Consider the following 19,481-nt stretch of genomic DNA (forward strand, 5'->3'; position numbering starts at 1 on the left):
TATCGTCGGAATCGTACGAGCTCGACGATGAGCACACCCCAGGACCGGAACGACGCTTTGCGTCAGAATGATGCGCCGACGCTCCGAGGGCGGTGGCCCGTCCGCTCGGCGGCGCGCACGGACGTCGGTAAGCATCGCAAGGGCAACGAGGATGCCTTCTTCCACGATGACGAGCTTGGGCTCTACATCGTGGCGGACGGGATGGGGGGTCACGCCGCGGGCGAGGTCGCGAGCCATCAAGCGGTGGACACGATCCACGGGATGGTCAAGCGCGGGCTCGGCGCGCTCGGTCCGATCGACGGGGAGCTCGACGAGGCCCAGGCGCGCGCGGCCTGCCGGATCATGGAGGGGGCGATCCAGGCGGCGACGTACCTGATCTACGCGATGGCGGAGCTCGAGCGCGACAAGATCGGGATGGGCACGACGATCAGCGCTGCGCTCTTCCTCGGCCGATCCCTCGTGACGGGGCAGGTGGGCGACAGCCGCATCTACCAGATCCGCGAGGGGGCCGCGGTGCAGCTCACCGAGGACCACACGCTGCTCGCCTGGCAGATCAAGCAAGGCTTGCTGACGCCCGCGGAGGCGGCGAAGGCCACGCACAAGAACGTGATCACGCGCGCCGTGGGCAACCGGGACTACGTGGAGGTGGACACGGCGGTGATCGCGGTGCGGGCGGGGGATCGGTTCCTGCTCTGCTCGGACGGCCTGCACGGCTACCTGAACACCGAGGAGATCCCGGAGGTCACGGCGCTCGGGGCCGCCGACGCGGTGACGCGGTTCATCGATCTCGCGAACGGGCGTGGCGGGAAGGACAACATCACCGCCGTTCTTGTCGAGGTTGTGTAGTCCCGAGGGGGACGCCTCGCGTTGCGATCTCCCTAGAACATCGTTCCGATGTTCTAGATCCCGAATCATCCCGTGCAGATCCGAAGTTGTCCGTTTTGTTGACCCCTTCATCGATTGTCTGATACCCGCCGGCAAGAAGGTCGTGACGTGGTCCGAGCGTTCACGTCGACGGAGGTGGATTCGATGAAGAGGCGATCGATGCGGAGGCGGGTCGGCGTGATCATGGGTGGATCGTCGTCGGAGCTGTCCGCCGGACATGCCGTGGCGGAGGCGCTCACGGCGCGCGGCCACGAGGTGGTCCGCCTGTCGCTCGGCGAGAGCTACGGCCCCGACCTCGCGTCCGTGGTTCAGAAAGCCCGGATCGACGTGGCCTTCCTGGCCCTCTCGGGCCGCATGGGCGAGGACGGCTGCGTGCAGGGGCTCCTGGAGCTGCTCCGCATCCCGTACACGGGCTCGTCCGTGCTCGCGAGCGCGCTGGCGATGGACAAGCTGAAGGCGAAGGAGATGTTCCGCCTGCACAACGTGCCCACGCCGCCCTACTACACGGTGTCGGTCGACACGGACCTTTCGGACCTCGACGGTCTGCACGGCTCGTTCGGGTACCCGGCGATCGTGAAGCCGCGCGGGGAGGGGTCGAGCCAGGGCGTCAGCCGGGTGACGAACCTCGACGAGCTGCGGGCGGCGCTGGAGCAGGCGTTCGAGTACGACGACATCGCGCTCGTGGAGCGGTTCGTGACGGGCGTGGAGATCAACGTCGCGATCCTGGACGGGCAGGTGCTCGGCTCGTTCGAGGTGGCGACGCCGAAGGCGATGCTGGAGGATCCCTCGGCCGAGCTCGTGAAGGTGGAGCTCTCGCCGCAGCGCGAGCGCGGCGTGCAGAACCTGGCGGAGCGCGCGGCGCGTGCGCTCGGGTGCACGGGTGCGGTGCGCGTCGATCTGCTCGTGACGGCGGGCGAGAACGAGTACGTGCTCGAAGTGAACACGCTGCCGGCGCTCTCGCCGGACGGCCTGCTCGCTCGGGCGGCCGCGACGAAGGGCTACGACTTCGGCGAGCTCTGCGAGACCGTGCTCGACGGCGCGAAGCTCGCCCAGCCGGCGCGCCGGAAGACGCCGGTGGACACGCTCTCGGCGGGCGGGTTCCGCGCGAGCGCGGCGACGGCGCCGGTCGCGATGATGAAGTCGGTGGGCTGAGCCCCGCCTCCCGCTCCCCGTTTCACGAAAAAGCTTCTCCTGCTCCTCGCCTCGTGTCGACCGTCGCGGGTCGTCGTGACGCGAGGGGGTCGCCTCGTGTCGACCGTCGCGGGTCGTCGTGACGCGAAGGGGTCGCCGCGCGTCGACCGTCGCGGGTCATCGTGACGCGAGGGGGTTGCCTCGCGTCGACCGCCGCGGGTCATCGTGACGCGAGGGGGTCGCCACGCGTCGACCGTCGCTGGTGATCATGACGCGAGGGGGTCGCCACGTGGCGAGGGGGTCGGGTCTTCGTCGCGCGGAGGGGTCGCCTCGAAGCGACCCCGTCACGCGTCGTTTGGCTTCCTCGCCAGCGTCCCGAAGAGCCAGTCGCAGAGCGGGAACGTGATGTTGAAGTTCTCGTGCGCCATGCGGCCGAGCTCGTGATGGAGCGCGTGCCTCTGGCGCAGGGCGCGGACGAGGCGGCTTCGCGCGATGCGCGAGTGCTCCGGCAGGTGGTAGGCGAAGTGGAGCCACTCGTAGGTCAGGAAGTAGCCCATGGCGGTGGCCACGAAGAGCCAGCCGGCGTTCGGGGTGGCGACGGCGAAGAGCAGGAGCGCGACCGGGAGGGCCACGCCGCCGAGGACCACGAGGAGCATCACCGGGGGAAAGAGGACGAGGGAGAAGTCGGCCGCGGACTCGCAGGCCATCGCCTCGTGCGTGAAGAAGCGGTGGTGCCGCAGGGTGTGGCGCTCGTAGAGGATCGGCAGGAGCTTCTTCCTCCGGTGCATCGGGCCGCGGTGCACGAGGTACTCGACGAGGTTCGCGAACAGGAAGGTGCTCGGGACGACGAGCGCTTCGAGGAGGCGGACACGCTCGACGCGAGAGGCGGCGAACGTGATGGCGCCGAGCGAGGCGAGGCTCGTGAAGGCGAAATGCGCCCAGCCGGACGCGCGCGTGCTTGGCCTTCGTTCGGCGCGGTCCTGGCCGCGGAAGGCGAGCACGTGCGGCGGCGTCATGTTCGAAGTCTAGTGCGAGGCCCCCGTAGCTCGGCGCTTTTCCGGAGGCTTTCTGCGGAGATGCTCCGGACGAACGGACGCCCTGAAATCCGCCCCGCCTCGGACGCTCTCGTCGCGCCGAGCTTCGTGCTAGGTTGCGCGCGAAATGGAGCGGCACGAGCTCGAGGGTTTGACGCGTGAGGAGCTGATCGCGCTTTCGGAAGAGCTCGGCATCGCCCGCCCGCGCGCGCTCACGATGCCGGAGCTCGTGGACGAGATCGTGACGCGCACGGCGCGGAGCGAGCGGGACCGCGCGCGGTCGCGTGGATGGATGGGGCGAGCGAGGGATCTGCTCGCAGGCGTGATCGAGCGAGGTCTGCACCTGCCCGATGTCGCGAGCGCGGTGCGGAGCGCGCCGCCGCCGGCGAAAGGCTGGCCGACGGCGCCGCCGCCGCTCGCGACGGTGACGCTCGCGGAGATCTACGCGGCGCAAGGGTTCGTGGACAAAGCGATCGGCGTGCTCGACGAGGTGCTCGCGCGGGAGCCGGAGCACACGGAAGCGCGCGTGCTGAGGCAGCGGCTCGTCGCAGGAGGAGCGGCGCCCGCAGTCGAGAAAGAGATGCGGAGGGAAGCCGTGACCACGCCGAGCGAGACGGACAGCGAGGCCCAGCCAACCGAGGACGAGCGCACGACGGAAGCCGCGGAGGTCGAGGTCGCGGCGGAAGCGGCGCCGGTTGCGGAAGCGGTCGCGGAAGCGGAAGCGGAAGCGGCGCCGGTTGCGGAAGCGGTCGCGGAGGCGGAAGCGGCGCCGGTCGCGGAAGCGGAGGCGGAAGCGGCGCCGGTTGCGGAAGCGGTCGCGGCAGCGGAAGCGGAAGCGGAAGCCGAAGCCGAAGCGCCTTTGTGGTCGGCGCCCGAGGCGGATGCCATCGAGGAGCTGCCGCTGCCCGAGCGCTACGACGTCGACGAGATCGTGGCCATCGCCGTCGATCCCGCGACGATCTACCTCTACTGGGAGGTACGGCCCGTGAGCCTCGCGCGGGCGCGGGCGCGGCACACCGACGGCGCGCTCGTGGTGCGCATGGTGCAGGTGACCCCGAGCTGGGATGGTCCGATCGTCGAGCAACGGGACCTGCGCATCGACGCGCTCTTCGGCGATGCCTACCTCCGCAACTTGCAGGCGGGCTCCAACGTGCGCGTGAGCATCGGCTGGCTCGCGCACGGCATGTTCGAGCCCTTCGCCATCGGCGCCGAGGTCATGACGTCGCGCAGCGAGCCCACGACGTCGGTCTCGACCCGCGTCGCGCGATGGACGCCCGAGCGAGGCGTACACCGCCCGGCCGGCGTCGCGGCCGCCGCAGCGCAGGTGCGCGCCGTGGCCGGGGCCCCGGCGCCCGCCGAGATCGAGGCGATGCTCGGGCCGATCCTCACGGGCACCATGGCCCCCGCGCAGACGGGCGCGGCCGGGCGGATCGAGGCGATCGGCGCGCGATGGCCCACGCTCGATTTCGGCGACCGCGGCGCGCCCGCCGACGCGGCGAGGCCGAGCGCGCCTGCGCGCGGCGGCGCGAGCGAGCTTCCTCGTGGTGGCGCGAGCGAGCAGGTTCGTCCCGGACCCCGCGAACGCTAGAGCATCGAGCGGTTTGCAACCGCTCGATGCCCTAGCTCTTTTGTCCCGAGGGGGACGCCTCGCGTCCCCCTCTCGCCCGGGCAAAGCCCGGTCGATTCACCCCCCGAGGCGAGCTCGCTTCGCGATCTCGCAGAGCGCCGAACGGGTCGGCGCTCTAGGTCGCGACGACAAATCGTCGGATCGTGCGCAACTCGTCGCGGCCCGCGTCGATGTACGCGCATGGTCCAACGAGATTGCTCCGAAGTACGGTCCTCCATTCCCCTGGCCTTGGCCGCCGCGCTCGTCGTGCTCCTTCACGTGACGCGGGCGCGAGCGGCGTCGACGTTGCTGGACGACGACTGGGCGTTCCACGCGGTCGCGGATCTCGACGACGCGTCGATGCACGAGCTCTGGAGCGACGGCGCGTCGCATGGATCGTTGTGGGTCTCGCTGCAGGCGTCGTTCGTGCGTCGCGATGAGGGGAGACACGATCTCGGCGCGATGGTGCTCGTGGGGGTCCCGATCGAACGGATCGCCGAGCCTGCGGGGGCACGGCGCGCACGGGGTCGCAGTACCAAGGTCCCGAACGTGGATCCGGCCGCGCCCGCGATCGAGCCTGCGCCGGAGCCCGCGCCTGCCATCCCTCCCGAGGCAACGCCGGTGGCGCCACGTGCAGCGCTGCAGCTCTTGATCTCGCCGTCCGTCGCGCGTGCCGTCGTGTCGGCGGCGATCGAGCATGCGCGCCTGGAAGAGCACGTCGCGCGTGTCGATCGCGTGGCGTCCCGCGCACGCGCGTCCGCCCTCCTGCCTGAGCTTCGGCTGCGCGTGACACGCCTGCTCGACGAAGCACGCGCGCTCGCGCCGACGGAGTACGACCCGGATCGCGTGACGGCCTCCGGCGGATCGAGCTTGTGGCTCGAAGCGCGCGCGACGTTCCGCCTCGATCGGCTGGTCTTCGCCGACGAGGAGGTCGCGCTCGAACGGCTGCGCGAGGAGCGCGCCGCCGCGAGGCACAAGCTTGAAGCGCGCGTCCTCGAAGCGCTCTTCACGTGGCAACGCGCGTGCGTGGAGCGAGACGACGAAGCGCGGGATCCGGAGGCACGGACGCGCGCGACGCTGATGGTGCTGGAGGCGGAGAGCACGCTCGACGTGCTGACGGGGGGCTTCTGGTCGCGATGGAAGGCGGCGCGGATCGGGGAGGATGCGACGGCGACGTGGTGATCGTGCGCCGATTCGTCGGCGCCGAGATCGCGAAGCGAGCTCGCGTCCCCCTCGGGACTAGATGGTGTCCGGGGACAACTTCACCCAGCGCTCGGCCGTGCCGACGTCTCCGTCCTTGTCCTTCACGCTGGCCTTCACGAGCATCGTCTTGCCGAGGAGCTGCTCGATGTCCGTGCCGCCGTCGATCTGGAAGCGCAGGCCGTAGAGCTTGCAGAACCCGCCCTCGTCAGGGTCGAACGTGAAGATCACGGTGAACGGGTTGATGTCGAGGTCGAGCTCCTCGACGTGGCCCGTCAGCGTCGTGATGCTCCCGGACTGGCGCAGGTTCTTCATGCGCAGCGCGATCCAGATGTGATGGCCGCCCTGCGGGCCGGCCTCGATCTGCGCGAGGTCGTAGTCGCTCGTCGGCAGATAGTCCGCCTGGCCCTTGCCCACGAGCAACGTCGGCGGGCCATCGTTCGGCTTGCAGATGTCCGCCTTTCCCTTGGACCAGCCGGCGTTGTAGTCCTCGAGCATCGCGGGGTTCACGTACGAAGCGCCGCAGACGCCGCCCGTGCACGTCTGCGGCGCCTCACAGCTCGGGGCCATCGAGCCGGCACACGCGGCGGCGAGGTCGACCCGCAAGAGGAGCGTGCGGCCTGCGCGGATCGTGCTGCCCGCGGTGCGGACGACGAGCGGCAGGCTCGTGCCGCCGAAGGCCTCGATCTCGACGTCGACGTCGTCGCCGTCTTCGAGGTCCGCGAAGCCGATCTCGAGCGGGATCTGAAAGGGAGACGCGCCGTCGGAGAAGAGGTCCTCGTCGCTGACGACCGCGCCGTTGACCTTGCGGATCACGTGCAAGCGCAGGACGTCGACGCCGACACGGAGATCACTCGTGACGCCGATGACGAGGTGGCCGCGGCGTGGTTCCCCGCCGGAGCAGCCAGAGACGAGGAGGAGGAGCGGGACGAGGAGGGAGAGAAGCCGGAGGACGATACCCATGACGGACCTCGCGAGGGGAGGAGGAGGCGAGGTGGCGTGGGCGCTTCCCGTCAGTTGATGCCCTCGATGGCCGTGAGGAACTTGTCGGCAGGGACGAACTCGGTGAACCGCTTCCACTCCTTGCCGGTCGAGTCGTAGATGACCACCGTCGGAAGCCCGACCACCCCGTACTTCTTCTTCACCTGATCCACCTGCGGATCCTCGTCGTCGGTCGCGTCGACCTTGACCGCGACGAAGCCGCCCGCCTTTTCCATGACGCGCGGATCAGAGAAGGTGTGCTTCGTGAACTCTTTGCAAGCGCCGCACCAGTCGGCCGTGAAGTCGACCATGAGGGGACGCTTCTCGCGTTGCGCCCTCTCCGAGGCGACCTGCTCGGAGTGCTCCCACGTGAGGTTCGGCGGCGGCGCCTCGATGCTGACCCACAAGACGAAGCCGCCCGCGGTGGCCGCCGCGATCCCGAGCCCCTTGCGGATCTTCACGCCGAGGCCGCCGTCGCTCCAGTCGAGGTGCACCGCGCCGAGCAGGAGCCCGATGAGGATCGCGCCGCCGCCCGCGACCATGAACATCGTGTCATGGCGTGCCACCTTGGTCATCGCCGGGATGGCGTACCGCAGGAAGTAGAGCGCGCAGACGAGCAGGACGGTGCCGAAGAACGACTTCACCGCGACCATCCACTTGCCGCTCTTCGGTAGGCCGACGGCGAACGCGCCGACGAGGAAGAAGGGCAGGCCGAGGCCGAGCGCGTAGCAGAAGCCCACGAGCGCGCCGAGCACCACGTTCTGCGTCTTGCCGATCCAGAGCAGCACGCCGGTGAGCACGGGGCCCGTGCACGGCGCGGCGATCAGGCTGCTCACGAGGCCGAGCGCGAACGCGCCGCCGTAACCAACGCCGCCGACGCTGGAGAGCCGCTGCATCACGCTCTCGGGGAGCGTGAGCTCGAAGGCGCCGAACATCGACGCGGCCATCGCGCCCATCACGAGCGCGATCCCGACGTTGACCCACCACTTCTGGAGCGCCGCGCCGAACAAGCCGCCCGTGAGCGCGGCGCCGACGAGCAGCGTGGTGAAGAGGACCGCGATGCCCATGACGAACGAGAGCGAGAGCAGAACGGCCTGCTTTCGGCTCGACGCCTGCTTGGCCCCGAAGACGCTGACCGTGATCGCGATCATCGGGTAGACGCAGGGCGTGAGGCACGTCAGGAGGCCGCCGGCGAACGCACCCACGGCGCCGCCGACGAGGCCGTAGTCCTCGCGCAGGCGTGTGAAGAGATCGCGGCTGTCCTCCGCCGCGAGAGCCGCGGAGGGCGAGAGCAAGAGGACCCCGAGCGCGAGCGCGGCGAGGGCGAGCGGCGCGAGCGAGCGAGGTGCGGGGAGAGGCGGTTGGGCACGTCGGGGGGCGGGTCGCACGGCGCGTATGTTACCAAAGGGTCGGGCGTTCGGCCCGAACCGCGAGCGACGTCCGCGTCAATCGGTCGGCAGGCGAGCGAGGGCCTGGCGGGCCGCCTCGACTTCGTCACGGAGCGCGATGGCGGCGGCCCTTCGGCCGGACGTGGTGCGTTCGACGAAGGCCTCGAGCCAGCGGCGGGCGTCGTCCGGTCGGCCAGCATGCAGGGCCAGCAGGCCGAGCACGAAGCGGCCGTACCCATTGCCCGCGGGCGCGACGGCGAGCCTCTCGATGAGCTCTCCGATCCCGTCGACGTCCTGCCCGAGCGCGAGCCGCGAGAGCGCGAGGTGCCCCTGGTAGAGGGGCTTGTCCGTCGTGCCCCAGCGCGCGGCGCGCGACATCGCGGCGATCGCCTCGGGATAGCGGTGATGCAGATAAAAGAGGCTGCCGAGGGTCCAGTAGTGAAACGCCTTGCGGCTCGCGGGGCCGATGCGCGCGGCGAGGCGCAGGTGCGCGGCCGCGCCCTCGACGTCGCCGAGGGCCTGTTTCGCGCGCGCCGCGTCCTGGTGGGCGACGTCAGGCAGCACGTCGAGCGTCAGCGCTTGCTCGGCGATCGCGGCGGCCTGCGGGAAGCGGCCCTCCTCGTAGTAGGCGAGGTAGAGCTGGCGAAGCAGCATGGCCTGCGTCGTGCGATCGAGCTGCGCGCGGGTCGCGAGGCCGCGGCGGGCCCAGAGCGCGCGCGAGCGCGGCGTCGGCGCTTCGAGCGCGCGGCGGAGCATGTCCTCGGCGAGCACGGACTTCGGCCGCGCAGGCCGCTTCTTCGCAGGGGCCTTGGCGCGCTCGCGCCGCGCGGACGTTTCTTTCGTGGCGGCAGCGGGGACGCCCGCCTCTTGCTCTCGCTCGCGCGAGGTGCGGCGTGGCGCCTTGGGTTTGGCCGTCTTCCCCGCTCCTGCGGGGGCGAAGGAAGCTGGGTTGTCCTTCGCCTTGCTCACGGATCGAGCTTAGCAAGGCCTCCCTGAGCGTCCAGAATTCGACAGCCCCTCTGTACGAGGCCGTGCCCCCTCGCGCGGCGAGGTTGCGCCTCGGGCGGAGGCACGCCAAGGTCTCGACGCCATGGGCCAGCGGGTAACGGAGCAGGGTGGTTCGAGTGCGAGGAGGGGCCTCGCCGGGGCCTTCCTGATGCTCACGCTCGGGTTCGTCGGGGTCGGGTGTGGTCGCCCGGCGACGCGCGCCGAGTGCGACGAGATCCTCGACAAGAGCGCCGCGATCGAGCTCGCCTCGCAGAACGTGACGGACCCGGCCGAGGTGCAGAAGAGGACGGCCGCCGTCCGCGCCGCGCGGGGGGAGGAGCTCGTCAGCAAGTGCGTCGGCCGCCGGATCACGCAGCGCGCGATGGAGTGCGTGCGCAAGGCCACGACGGCCGAGCAGGTCGATCGGTGTCTCGATTGAGCACGCCGGCGACCCGCGCCGAGGTGGTCGCGACGCTCGCGATCGTGCTCCTCGTCGTGGGGTTCGTCGTGTCGAAGCCGGTTCGTCGCTCGTTCTCGGCGCACCCTTCGCAGGACACGTGCGCGGCGCTGCTCGATCGTTACGTGGAGCACATCATCCACGCGATCGACGAGAAGCCTCCGGCCTCCGAGCTCGTCACGCGCAAGGCGCAGGCGCGGACGCTCGCCTCCACGGATCCCAAGTTCGCTCGCTGCCCGACCTACCTCACCGTCGACGAGGCCGAGTGCGCGATGCGCGCGAACAACGCCGACGAGTTCGAGCGATGTCTTCCGTGACGAAGTTCGACAAGCCAGGAGAATGGCGCTCGTGGGGGCGCAGGATTCCAGCGGTCGTGTCGATCTACACGTCGTTTCCTGGTCGCATCGGCGGCCCCTATGGTAGGTTCTCTTCGGGCCTTCAGGAGCCTTATCGATCGCCGTGAAAGTCATCTCACCGCTTCTCGGCTTCAACAACAACGTCAAGCACAAGGGGCGTGTCTTCCATATTCAAACGGAAGACTCGGGGCACCGTCACCCGCACGTGATCACGCATCTTTTTGCGGACGGCGGGCGCATCCTGAAGACCCTGAAGACCTCCTACGCGGAGCACCTCAACGAGGCGAACGTGCAGGAGACGGTCCGTCAGCTGATGAAGGATCAGCACAAGGCGATGTTCGTCGCTTTGCGAGACGGGCAATTCGATCACATTTTCGAGGACAAAGCGGAGACCGCTGCGCCAGCACCCGCTCCCGCGCCGGCCGCCGCCGCGCCAGCACCCGCTCCCGCGCCTCCGGCGCCCGAGCCTGCGGCGCCTCCGCCGAGCTACAACCCGGCGCTGCCACAGCGGCCCTCCGTGCTGATGAACGCGGCGGATCTGCAGGCCGCGCTCCGCGGAAAACCGCCCGCGTCGCAGGCCGCGGTGCCGTCGAGCGCGGAGATCGACATGCAGCTCGCGGCGCTCGAGCAGCAGACGAAGGCGCCCGAAACGCCGGCGTTCGTGCAGCAGACGCAGGACGTCCCGCCGCCGCCCGCGTCGATCAAGAAGGGCGGCGCGCTCTTCACGGCAGGCGTCTACCGCGCGCTCGGCACGCCCGAGCCCGCGTCCGCGTCGTCGCCGTCCTCGGCGGGTCGATACGCGCAAACGCGCCCCCCGGCCATCTTCGCGACCGCGCGTCCCGCGCAGGGAACCTCGATCTTCGGGGAGGATCTCATCAGCGAAAAATCGCTCGATGAGGTCATCCTGAGCTACCTGGCCGAGGACCTCGAGGGCGGCGAGAGCCCGTAGCCGCGCTCTCGTCCTTTCGAGGAGGCTCGTGCGTAAAGCTCGCCTCGCGCTCTCGAACAGCTTGTGGCTCTACCCGCTGTCGATCCTCGCGATCGTCAGCGTGACGGCGTTCGTCGCGCTCCGGCTCTTCGATCTTTCGCACGCGCAGCCCGGCGGCGTGACCACGCTCTTCGGCGAGATGTCGCCCGACGACGCGAGCCGGATCATGGGCGGCACGGGCGAGGTGATCGCGGCGATCCTCGGGATCGTCATCACGGTCGCGTCGATCATCGTGCAGCTCGCGGCGACGCGGTACACGCCGCGCATCACGGACATGTTCTTCCGAGACCGTACGAACCGCGCGGTGATCGCGTTCTTCGTGGTCTCGGCGGTCTTCTCGCTCTGGGTGAACTACGCGATCCGGCAGGCGTCCGATCCGGCGCAATCCTTCGTCCCGCGCTTCGGCGTCATCGGCTCGATCGTGCTGCTCACGCTGAGCCTGCTCGTGATGGCGCCGTACTTCAATTACGTCTTCGACTTCCTCGAGCCCGACAAGATCGTCGAGCGCATCCGTCGAGGCGGCGTGGCCCAGGCGCTTTTGCGCTCGCGCGGCGAGTCGGAGGAGGAGGTCGACGGCCGGCGCATGACCGCGCTCTCGGCGCTGGAGCACCTCGCCGACATCGGGCTCAACGCGATCGAGCAGAAGGACAAGGGGATCGCCTCGAACACGGTCGACGCGATCTGCGACCTCGTGGTCGCGTACATGCCGCACAAGAGCGAGCTCGACGATCGCTGGTTCTCGATCCGCGGGCGGCTGCTCAAGGACGCGGACTTCGTGAGCATGAACGAGATCGCGCTCGGCAAACTCCAGAGCGATCGCACCTGGCTCGAATACAAGGCGCTGCGGCAGTTCTTGATGGTCTTCCGTGAGGCGCTCACGGAGATGCCCGACATCGTCAACCGCATCGCGATCGGTACGCGGTACATCGGGCTCGCTGCGCTCGCGGCGGAGGATCGGGCCGCGCTCGCGACGGTGATCAAGTTCTTCAACACATACATGCGCCGCGCGCTGAACGCGCGGGACGTGCCCGCGGCCTACAACTGCCTGAACCAGTACCGCTACCTCGGCGAGAAGATCCTCTCGCAAGGATGGGGCGACGAGGCGCTGCGGATCGCGGGGCACTTCAAGTACTACGCGCAGACGGCGCACGCGATGAAGCTCGCGTTCGTCACCGAGACCGTGGCCTTCGATCTCTGCGCGCTGAACGAGCTCGCCTACGATCTCGGCGCGGACGTGCGCGACGAGCTTCTGCACAACTTCCTCGAGGTCGACAAGGAGGCCGAGGTGGCGCAGCAGGAGCAGTCGCTCCGCGGCGTGCGCAAGGCCCAGGTCAAGCTCGCGACGTATTACTTGCAGAAGGGCGAGATCGATCTGGCGCGGCGGATCCATCGCGACATGCGCGACGAGCGGCCCGATCGGCTGCGCTCGATCAAGAACGAGATGCTCGCCGTGACCACGAACGAATTCTGGGAGATCAACGATCGGGGCGTGGTCTTCGAGTACATCGAGCCCGCGAGGCATGCCCATTTGCACGAGTTTTTCGAGTGGTTTCCCCACCTCGATGGGCCACAACGCGAGCCGGGCGGGCCGAAGCAGCCTGCTTCCGCTGCCCTCGCGCCTGGCGGCGCGCACGAAGGCTGAGCCGGACACCGCGCATTTCCGACGCAAATCGGCCGGGTCCGGGGGTAGACTGCTCGCATGATCGGGCGGATGGCCCGCTACGTTTGGGTCCTTTCAGCGCTCCTCGGCGCGGGCTGCACGCCCGAGCTCGGCGACGTGCCGTTCGCGTGCGGCGCCGGCGGGCTTTGCCCCGAAGGGTATTCGTGCCAGGCCACGGTCTGCGTACGTGACGGCGCGAGCCCCACGAGCCGCAGGCCGAAGCGCGTCGCCTGGATCAACCCGCCCGAGATGTTCTGGCTCTCGGCCCCGGGCGAGGGCGCGACGCTCCTCGTGAACGACGGCTTCACCCCGGGCGCGCGCGGGATCTACGAGATCCACGTCGCGCCCGACGGGAAGGTGTCCGAGCCGCGCGCGCTCCTCACGTACGGCGGCGCGGTGATCTCCTCGGCCGTGGTGCCGCTGCCGGACGGTCGTTACGGCGTGGTGCTCGTGCGTTTCCCGAACGTCGAGTCCGACGAGACGACGCTCGAGCTGCTCGGGATCGAGCGAACGTCGGCGAGCGGATCGACGCCCGCGGTGGAGAAGCTCTTCTCCACGACGACGCCGTTCCTCGGCGGCGTGGAGCCTCCGTACGTCGGCGCCGCGATCGACGGGACCACGCTGAACATCGCGTGGACGGTGCCTTCCGGCGGCGGACGTGTCGAGGTGCTGCACCTCGAACGGCAAGGCTCGCTCTGGAACCCCACGTGGAAGGCGTCGACGAGCCTGCCGCCCAACGTGCCGCCGCTCTCCGGCGACTGCCAGCTCTTCCGCGACGACGGCGGCGTGCTCACGGTGCGCGTGGGCTTCGAGAGTTACGCGCTCTCGACGCTGGATCCCGCGACCGCGATGGACGGCATGGGCTCGATGACGACCTTCGCGCCGACGACCGACGAGCCGCTCTTCGGCTGGAAAGACGGCGTCTTCGCGATGCGGCGCGGCGACTACGATCCGGCGAAGGCGGCGTTCGCGGTGAGCTACGTGTTCACCCCCGCGATGGGCATGCCCACGGAGGACAAGGGCTTCACGATGCCGGAGACGACGACGCCTTTCGTGGGCACGCCGTTCGAGGGAGGCGCGCTCGTCGCGCCGGTGTCGCGTGATCCGAAGCTGCCGACGATCGACGTCGGGTGGCGCTCGCCGACGGAGCCTCTGCGGATCGTGGCGAGCGTGCCGCGCACGAGCACCGGATCGATCTTCACGTCGCGCGCGTATGGCCTGGGCGACAAGGCGTACGTCGCGTGGACCGAGTTCTACGAGTCGAACATGGACCTCTGGATCGGCGTGTCGGATCTGCGTCGCGAGGGCGTGGGGATGCTCCTCGGTCGATCGATGCGCGTGCGGGGGCTCTCGCGGCCGGTCGGAGGGCCGCAGATCGAGAAGGCGGAAGGGCAGGGGGCACCTTGAGGGGATCGAGGGGACGGGTTCTTTCGGGCGCGATGGTGGCCGCGCTCGGGATGTTCGGGGCAGGTTGCGGGGAGCCTTCGTTCGGGGAGATGCCGGCGCTCTGTGCGGAGGACGGCGCTTGCCCCGAGGGATACGACTGCATTCACGGCGTCTGCGCGTTGCCGGGCACGCCCGTGCCCGTCACCGTCGGCACCGTCCCGTACCTGCGTGGCTCGGACATGCGCATGGTGCCGCAAGCCTCGGGCGTGCTCGTCGTGTGGGAGACGTACGCGTACTCCGAGGACGGGCAGCGCTTCGTGGGCGCGCGCGTCACGCCCACGGGCGCGGTGAGCCCGCGCATGGACATCGTGGGCCGCTTCGTCGCGGACAGCGACTCGCTCGAGCCCTACTTCGACGTCCTGTCCGTGAGCGGGGATCGCGTGCTCGTGGCGATCAGCTCGCCCTCGCTCCCGGAGGATCCCTCGGTCGAGCCTCGTCTCGTCACGTACCGCGTCGATCTGCCGCCGGAGGGTCGCGAGGATCAACCGGCCGCGTTTGAATCCGCGTGGGCCAAGGAGGAGCGCCTCGCGACCGTGGGCTACGGCGCGGTGAGCTTTCCGAAGCTGCTTCACCGCGGCGATCGGGTCGAGCTCGGCTACGTCCGATCGCGGACGACGACCGTCGACAACAACCTCGAGACGATCGCGGAGCTCGCGATTTTCTCGATGCAGGAGGACGGGACGCTTTTTTCACCCGATCCCACGTACCACCCGGCCCGCGCGAATTTGCCCGTCGCCGTGGGGGTCCTCGGTGGGTTCGGCATGAGCACGGGCGCGTGGTGGATCCTCGACAACGAGCGGCCGAGCGCGGTGCTGCTCCCGGACAGCGGCGGTGAGGCGGAGGTGAAGCTCGGTCGCCTCGCGGTGCCGGTCGCGGCCGACGACACGTCGCTCACGTACATCGAGCCCTCGGCGCGTTCGGGTGACAAACAGCCGACGGATCCCGTGTCGGGGCCAGCCGCGCTGCGCACGGTCGCGGCGCCCGTGATCGGGGATCCCATGCCGCCGGCCGAGACGTCGATCGGCGCGCTGCCGGGCCTGCGCGATACGCCGCGCCCCGCGTGGATCGGACGGCAGGGTGCAAAGCCGATCCTCGTGACGCCCGGCGAGGCCGTCGATGCGCCCGAACTCACGGTCTACCTCGTGGATCCGGCGAGCGCCGCGACGACACGCGTGGCTTCGATTCCGCGGCTCTCGACGCGCACCATCGGCGCGCTCCATGCGGTCCTCACCTCGGGCAAGCTCTTCGTCGGCTGGCTCGAGACGGACGAAACATCGGCCACGATCCGCATGGCCATCCTACCCGAGCCCGAGCCCCCGGCGGCACCTTGAGGCGCGTATGAGCATCGGCTCCATTGGCTCCCAGCCTCTGTTCGCAGGCAAGTACCGCCTCATCCGCATGCTCGGCAAGGGCGCGATGGGGGAGGTCTGGCTCGCCGAGGAGGAAGGGCCGCGCAACTTCCGCCGCCGCGTCGCGGTGAAGCGCCTGCTCGCCGCGGGCGACATCGGCGACATCGCGACCGACTCGTTCGTCGCCGAGGCGCAGGTGATCGCGCGCCTCGATCACCCGAACGTCGTGCGCCTGATCGAGCTCGGCAACGCGGAGGGCGGACTCTACCTCGTGCTCGAGTTCGTCGACGGCGCCGCGCTCGATCGCATCTTCAAGCGCACGGGCGCGCTCGCGCCCGCGACGGTCGCGTACATCGGCCGCGAGGTCGCGCGCGCGCTCGAGGCCGTGCACGGCATGTGCGACGAGAACGGCAACAACGTCGGCGTCGTGCACCGCGACGTGACGCCGTCGAACATCCTCGTCGCGCGCGACGGCCGCGTGCGGCTCTCGGACTTCGGCGTGGCGCGCATCTCGGGCCTCGGCGGCGAGAAGACCGAGACCGGCGTGTTCAAGGGCAAACTCCCGTACATGCCGCCCGAGCAGGCGCGCGGCGAGCCCTTCGACGGGCGCGCGGACGTCTTCGCGCTCGGCATCACGCTCTTCGAAGGGCTCCTCGGGCGCAGGCTCCGCAAAGCCGAGACGCAGACGCAGCTCCTCATGATGATCGCGAGCGAGCCGGTCGCGCGCGTGCACGAGCTCATGCAGGGCGTCCCCGACGCGCTCGCGCACGCGATCGATCGCGCGACGGAGCTCGATCCACGCCGGCGCATCGCGGACGGCAGCGAGCTCGCGTATCTCATGGACGAGGCTTTGCGCGCGCTCGGGCCGACGGCCGTGAAGGAAGCACAAGCCGAGCTCCGCGCGCGCGTCGAGCAGGTGGCGGGCGCGCCTGCCGGCGGATCAAGCGCGCCGGGCACGGGGCAAGCGAAGCGGCCGCAGGAGTGGAGCATGCAGCTCGGCACGGGCGCGCAGCGGCCGAGCGCGTTTCCCGTGGAGACCACGCGCTCGTCCGACGCGCCGGGGCAACCCTCGTACGGCACGTACGGGGGCGCGGCCCAACCCGGGACCAACGCGGGGCGAATCTCGACGTCCGGGCATCACCTCTCGACGATGGGCGCGCCGGGATCGTCGCCCGGATCGAACCCGACGAGCGGCGGCCTTGGCGTGACGAACGTCGCGAGCTTCGCGGACGCGGGCGCGCCGTCGAGCTTGCAGGCGAGCGGGCGCCGCTCGATGGTCCTGCCCGTGCTCGCGCTCGCGGGCTTCACGATCCTCGGCGGCGTCGCGGCGTTTTTCGTGCTCTCGCAGAGCGCGTCGGGGCCACGCACGGATCCCTCCGCCACGTCGGCGTCGCCGTCCGCGATCGCGCCTGCGCCGACGGCGTCCATCGCGGCCGCGCCGAGCACGGTGGAGCCCGACGCGCTTCCGACGACCTCGGCTTCGGGCGCGACCCCGCCCACGCCGACGGCGACGATCGCGCAGGGGACGGGCGCGCGGACCGCGAATCCGCGGCAAGGGGGGCAAGGCGCGACGCCGGCGTCGACCGCGTCGGCGGCCGTCGAGGAAGCGAACTCGAACGAGCCGGGCACGCTCGTCGTGTCCGTCTCGCCTTGGGCCGACGTGACCGTGGATGGACGTTCCGTCGGGACGACGCCGCTCGCGCCGATCTCGCTCGCGCCGGGCCCGCACTCGGTGGTGTTGCGCAACAGCGAGCTCGGCGCGTCGCGCAGCCTGTCGGTCACGATCAAGCCGGGCAAACCATCGTCGGTCCGGGTGGATTTGCGCAGGGCGGAGTAGGGTTGCCATGAAGAACGGGACGCGGAGCATGGGCGCTCGGCTCGGGCGAGTCGCGGTGGCTGTTTTGATGTGCGCGGCGCTCGGCGCTGCCGGGACGGAGGCGCGAGGGCAGGATCTCGCGAGCGTCGTGGCGAGGGCGCGCGAGCAGGTCGAGAGCGGCGCGTTCGCGGACGCGCTCCGCACGCTGAGCACGCTGCCGAAGTCGGAGATCCCGCCGACGCTCGCGGTGGAGGCGGGCCTGCTGGAGACGCAGGCCGCGCTGGTCACGAAGGGCGAGGCGGCGGGCGCGCAGGCGTGCACGAAGGCGGTCGTCGCGGCGGGCTACGATCCCGAGGTCGCGCGAGATCAATCGCCGAAGGTGCGCGCGGCTTGCCGCACGGCCGCGGAGAGCGCGCGGAAAGATCGCATCGAACGTGCGGGCGTAAAGCTCTCCGACCTCGAGATCGAGGCGCCCGAGGTGGCGTGGGCGCCCGTGCGGATCTCCGCGACGGCGAGCGTTGCGCCTCCGTGGTTGCGGGTGATCGCGCGGGTTCGATCGAGCGCGATCGAAGGCTCGTTTGATCTGCCGCTCGCGCCTTCGCCCGACGGGCCTCTGCGCGGCACGCTCGATCCTTCGTTCATCCGGCCGAAGGCGAAGCTCGATATCACGATCGTCGCGCAGGACAAGTTCGGGGATCTCGCGACGACGGCGCTCACGAAGTCGCTCACAGTGCCTGCCAAGGAGGCGATCGTCGCGCTCGGCGATGTGCCGGGCTCGGCTGTGGTGCTCGTCGACGACAAGCCCGTGGATCCCGACGACGACGGGCACGTCGCCGTGGAGCCGGGCAAGCACGAGGTCGAGATGCAGGTGGACGGCGCGACGTCGAGCACGGTCGTCACGGTGCAGCGTGGAAGCGTGGCGCGCGTGGCGCTCTCGCCGACGAAGGGCGGCGGCCGGACGTTCGCGTGGATCGCGACGGGTTTGACCGTCGGGCTCGGCGCCGCCTCGGGCGTGATGCTCTACACGGCGGCTTCACGCACGAGCGAGATCGAGGACCTCGCGGCGCTGCGCGAGCCGGGCACGAGCTTGCCCGCGACGGACTATGCCGAGATCAAGGCGCGGGACGACGAGCGACGGACGTTCCAGACGGTGGGCCTCGGCCTCGCGATCGGCGGCGGCGTGATAGGCGCGCTCGCGCTCACGTTCTGGCTCTTGCCGTCCGGTGGTGGGAAAAAACCGGTGAAGAAAGACGCGCACCTCGCGCCCGTGATCGTGCCGTACATCGGGCCGGGGAGCGTGGGTTTGTCGGGTACGTTCTAGGAGAGAAACGTCGATGTCCGAAGGCCCGCTCGTCACGGTGGATTGGCTCGCGGCGCATGCGTCCGATCCGCGCGTCCTCGTCGTCGACGTGCGCTGGTATCTCTCGGGCAAGCGCGGCGTCGATGCGTACGACGCGGGCCACATCCCCGGCGCGTCGTTCGTGGATCTCGACGCCGAGCTCGCGGGGGATCCGGCGCGTGGCCCTGGCCGTCATCCGCTGCCCGCGTTGCAGACCTTCGCGGCGCTGCTCTCGCGCCTCGGCGTCACCGAGGGTTCGATCGTCGTGGCCTACGATGACGCCGGCGGCGCGATCGCCGCGCGCATGTGGTGGCTGCTCCGCTACTTCGGGCATCGAGACGGCCGTGTCCTCGACGGCGGCATCGGCGCCTGGATTGCGGCGGGCCACGTGCTCGAAACGGACGCCCCTCGCGTGACATCCACGCCGCCGCTCGTGCTTCGGCCCGGCGGCGCGCCCGTCGTGGACAAAGCTGACGTCGCTCGCCTCGTTGCGCTCGGCTTGCCGGCGGCCGTCGTCCTCGATGCGCGGGCTCGCGAGCGGTACGAGGGCCGATCCGAGCCGATCGACGCGCGCGCTGGGCACGTCCCCGGGGCACGGAATGCGCCTTTCGTGGAGAACCTCGTGGCGCCTGGCGGGGCCTTCCTGCCGCGCGAGGCGCTCGCCGCGCGGTACCGTGCGCTCGGCGCGCTCGATGCGAAGAGCGTCGCTTGTTACTGCGGCTCGGGCGTCACCGCTTGCCACGATCTCCTCGCCCTCGCGATCCTCGGCCGTGACGACGTCGCTCTGTACGAGGGGTCCTGGAGCGACTGGGCGCGGGACGCGGCCCTCCCGATCGAGACCGGCTGAGCCTCGATCCG

General features: G+C 70.2%; 17 protein-coding genes. 13 read left to right on the plus strand and 4 right to left on the minus strand.

Features of this window, described 5'->3' with window-relative positions; genetic code table 11:
- Positions 1-27: 27 nt before the first annotated feature.
- Together POL67_RS10950 and POL67_RS10955 are read left to right on the plus strand one after the other, a co-directional pair.
- Entirely contained in the window at positions 28-846 is an 819-nt protein-coding gene (locus POL67_RS10950) for a PP2C family protein-serine/threonine phosphatase (RefSeq protein WP_271917195.1), read from the plus strand.
- A 183-nt stretch (positions 847-1,029) separates the two neighbouring features.
- The gene (locus tag POL67_RS10955; protein WP_136965788.1) at positions 1,030-2,037 is read left to right on the plus strand and encodes a D-alanine--D-alanine ligase family protein; all 1,008 of its coding nucleotides are present in this window, start codon (positions 1,030-1,032) and stop codon (positions 2,035-2,037) included.
- A gap of 323 nt (positions 2,038-2,360) precedes the next feature.
- On the opposite strand, the gene POL67_RS10960 is transcribed toward POL67_RS10955, so the two are convergent.
- A complete protein-coding gene (locus POL67_RS10960; protein WP_271917197.1) occupies positions 2,361-3,032 on the minus strand; it encodes a sterol desaturase family protein in 672 nt (223 codons plus the stop codon).
- Positions 3,033-3,177: 145 nt separating this feature from the next.
- Here POL67_RS10960 and POL67_RS10965 point away from each other — a divergent pair, with 145 nt between their 5' ends.
- Both POL67_RS10965 and POL67_RS10970 read left to right on the plus strand, forming a co-directional pair.
- Positions 3,178-4,638, plus strand: a complete 1,461-nt coding sequence (locus POL67_RS10965) for a DUF4912 domain-containing protein (protein ID WP_271917198.1) — start codon at positions 3,178-3,180, stop codon at positions 4,636-4,638.
- A gap of 219 nt (positions 4,639-4,857) precedes the next feature.
- On the plus strand, positions 4,858-5,838 hold the full coding sequence (locus POL67_RS10970; RefSeq protein WP_271917199.1) for a hypothetical protein: 981 nt from the start codon (positions 4,858-4,860) through the stop codon (positions 5,836-5,838).
- 57 nt (positions 5,839-5,895) lie between these two features.
- Here the strand turns inward: POL67_RS10970 and POL67_RS10975 are convergent, their stop codons facing one another.
- The 3 genes from POL67_RS10975 to POL67_RS10985 are packed head-to-tail and all read right to left on the minus strand — an operon-like array spanning position 5,896 to position 9,194.
- Entirely contained in the window at positions 5,896-6,819 is a 924-nt protein-coding gene (locus POL67_RS10975; RefSeq protein ID WP_271917200.1) for a hypothetical protein, read from the minus strand.
- A 50-nt stretch (positions 6,820-6,869) separates the two neighbouring features.
- A complete protein-coding gene (locus POL67_RS10980) occupies positions 6,870-8,225 on the minus strand; it encodes a protein-disulfide reductase DsbD family protein (protein ID WP_271917201.1) in 1,356 nt (451 codons plus the stop codon).
- A 57-nt stretch (positions 8,226-8,282) separates the two neighbouring features.
- Positions 8,283-9,194: a tetratricopeptide repeat protein gene (locus tag POL67_RS10985; RefSeq protein WP_271917202.1), complete on the minus strand. Its 912-nt coding sequence runs from the start codon at positions 9,192-9,194 to the stop codon at positions 8,283-8,285.
- 121 nt (positions 9,195-9,315) lie between these two features.
- On the opposite strand from POL67_RS10985, the gene POL67_RS10990 reads away from it, so the two are divergent.
- From POL67_RS10990 to POL67_RS11030, 9 genes are all read left to right on the plus strand, one after another.
- Positions 9,316-9,651: a hypothetical protein gene (locus POL67_RS10990; protein ID WP_271917203.1), complete on the plus strand. Its 336-nt coding sequence runs from the start codon at positions 9,316-9,318 to the stop codon at positions 9,649-9,651.
- Complete coding sequence (locus POL67_RS10995; protein WP_271917204.1) at positions 9,639-9,986, plus strand: hypothetical protein; 348 nt, start codon at positions 9,639-9,641, stop codon at positions 9,984-9,986. Before POL67_RS10990 ends, POL67_RS10995 begins: the two co-directional genes overlap by 13 nt.
- 142 nt (positions 9,987-10,128) lie before the next feature.
- Positions 10,129-10,974, plus strand: a complete 846-nt coding sequence (locus POL67_RS11000) for a RomY N-terminal domain-containing regulatory protein (protein WP_271917205.1) — start codon at positions 10,129-10,131, stop codon at positions 10,972-10,974.
- Between the two features lie 28 nt (positions 10,975-11,002).
- Positions 11,003-12,655 carry a DUF2254 family protein gene (locus POL67_RS11005; RefSeq protein ID WP_271917206.1) on the plus strand — a complete coding sequence of 551 codons (1,653 nt, stop codon included), beginning with the start codon at positions 11,003-11,005 and terminating at the stop codon, positions 12,653-12,655.
- A 57-nt stretch (positions 12,656-12,712) separates the two neighbouring features.
- On the plus strand, positions 12,713-14,080 hold the full coding sequence (locus tag POL67_RS11010; RefSeq protein WP_271917207.1) for a hypothetical protein: 1,368 nt from the start codon (positions 12,713-12,715) through the stop codon (positions 14,078-14,080).
- Positions 14,081-14,169: 89 nt separating this feature from the next.
- Entirely contained in the window at positions 14,170-15,450 is a 1,281-nt protein-coding gene (locus tag POL67_RS11015) for a hypothetical protein (RefSeq protein WP_271917208.1), read from the plus strand.
- A 7-nt stretch (positions 15,451-15,457) separates the two neighbouring features.
- On the plus strand, positions 15,458-17,305 hold the full coding sequence (locus tag POL67_RS11020; protein ID WP_271917209.1) for a serine/threonine protein kinase: 1,848 nt from the start codon (positions 15,458-15,460) through the stop codon (positions 17,303-17,305).
- Positions 17,306-17,312: 7 nt separating this feature from the next.
- Complete coding sequence (locus POL67_RS11025) at positions 17,313-18,605, plus strand: hypothetical protein (RefSeq protein WP_271917210.1); 1,293 nt, start codon at positions 17,313-17,315, stop codon at positions 18,603-18,605.
- 13 nt (positions 18,606-18,618) lie between these two features.
- On the plus strand, positions 18,619-19,470 hold the full coding sequence (locus POL67_RS11030) for a sulfurtransferase (protein WP_271917211.1): 852 nt from the start codon (positions 18,619-18,621) through the stop codon (positions 19,468-19,470).
- Positions 19,471-19,481 lie beyond the last annotated feature (11 nt).

Origin of the sequence: Polyangium mundeleinium, from assembly GCF_028369105.1 — a bacterium.
GTDB lineage: Bacteria > Myxococcota_A > Polyangia > Polyangiales > Polyangiaceae > Polyangium > Polyangium mundeleinium.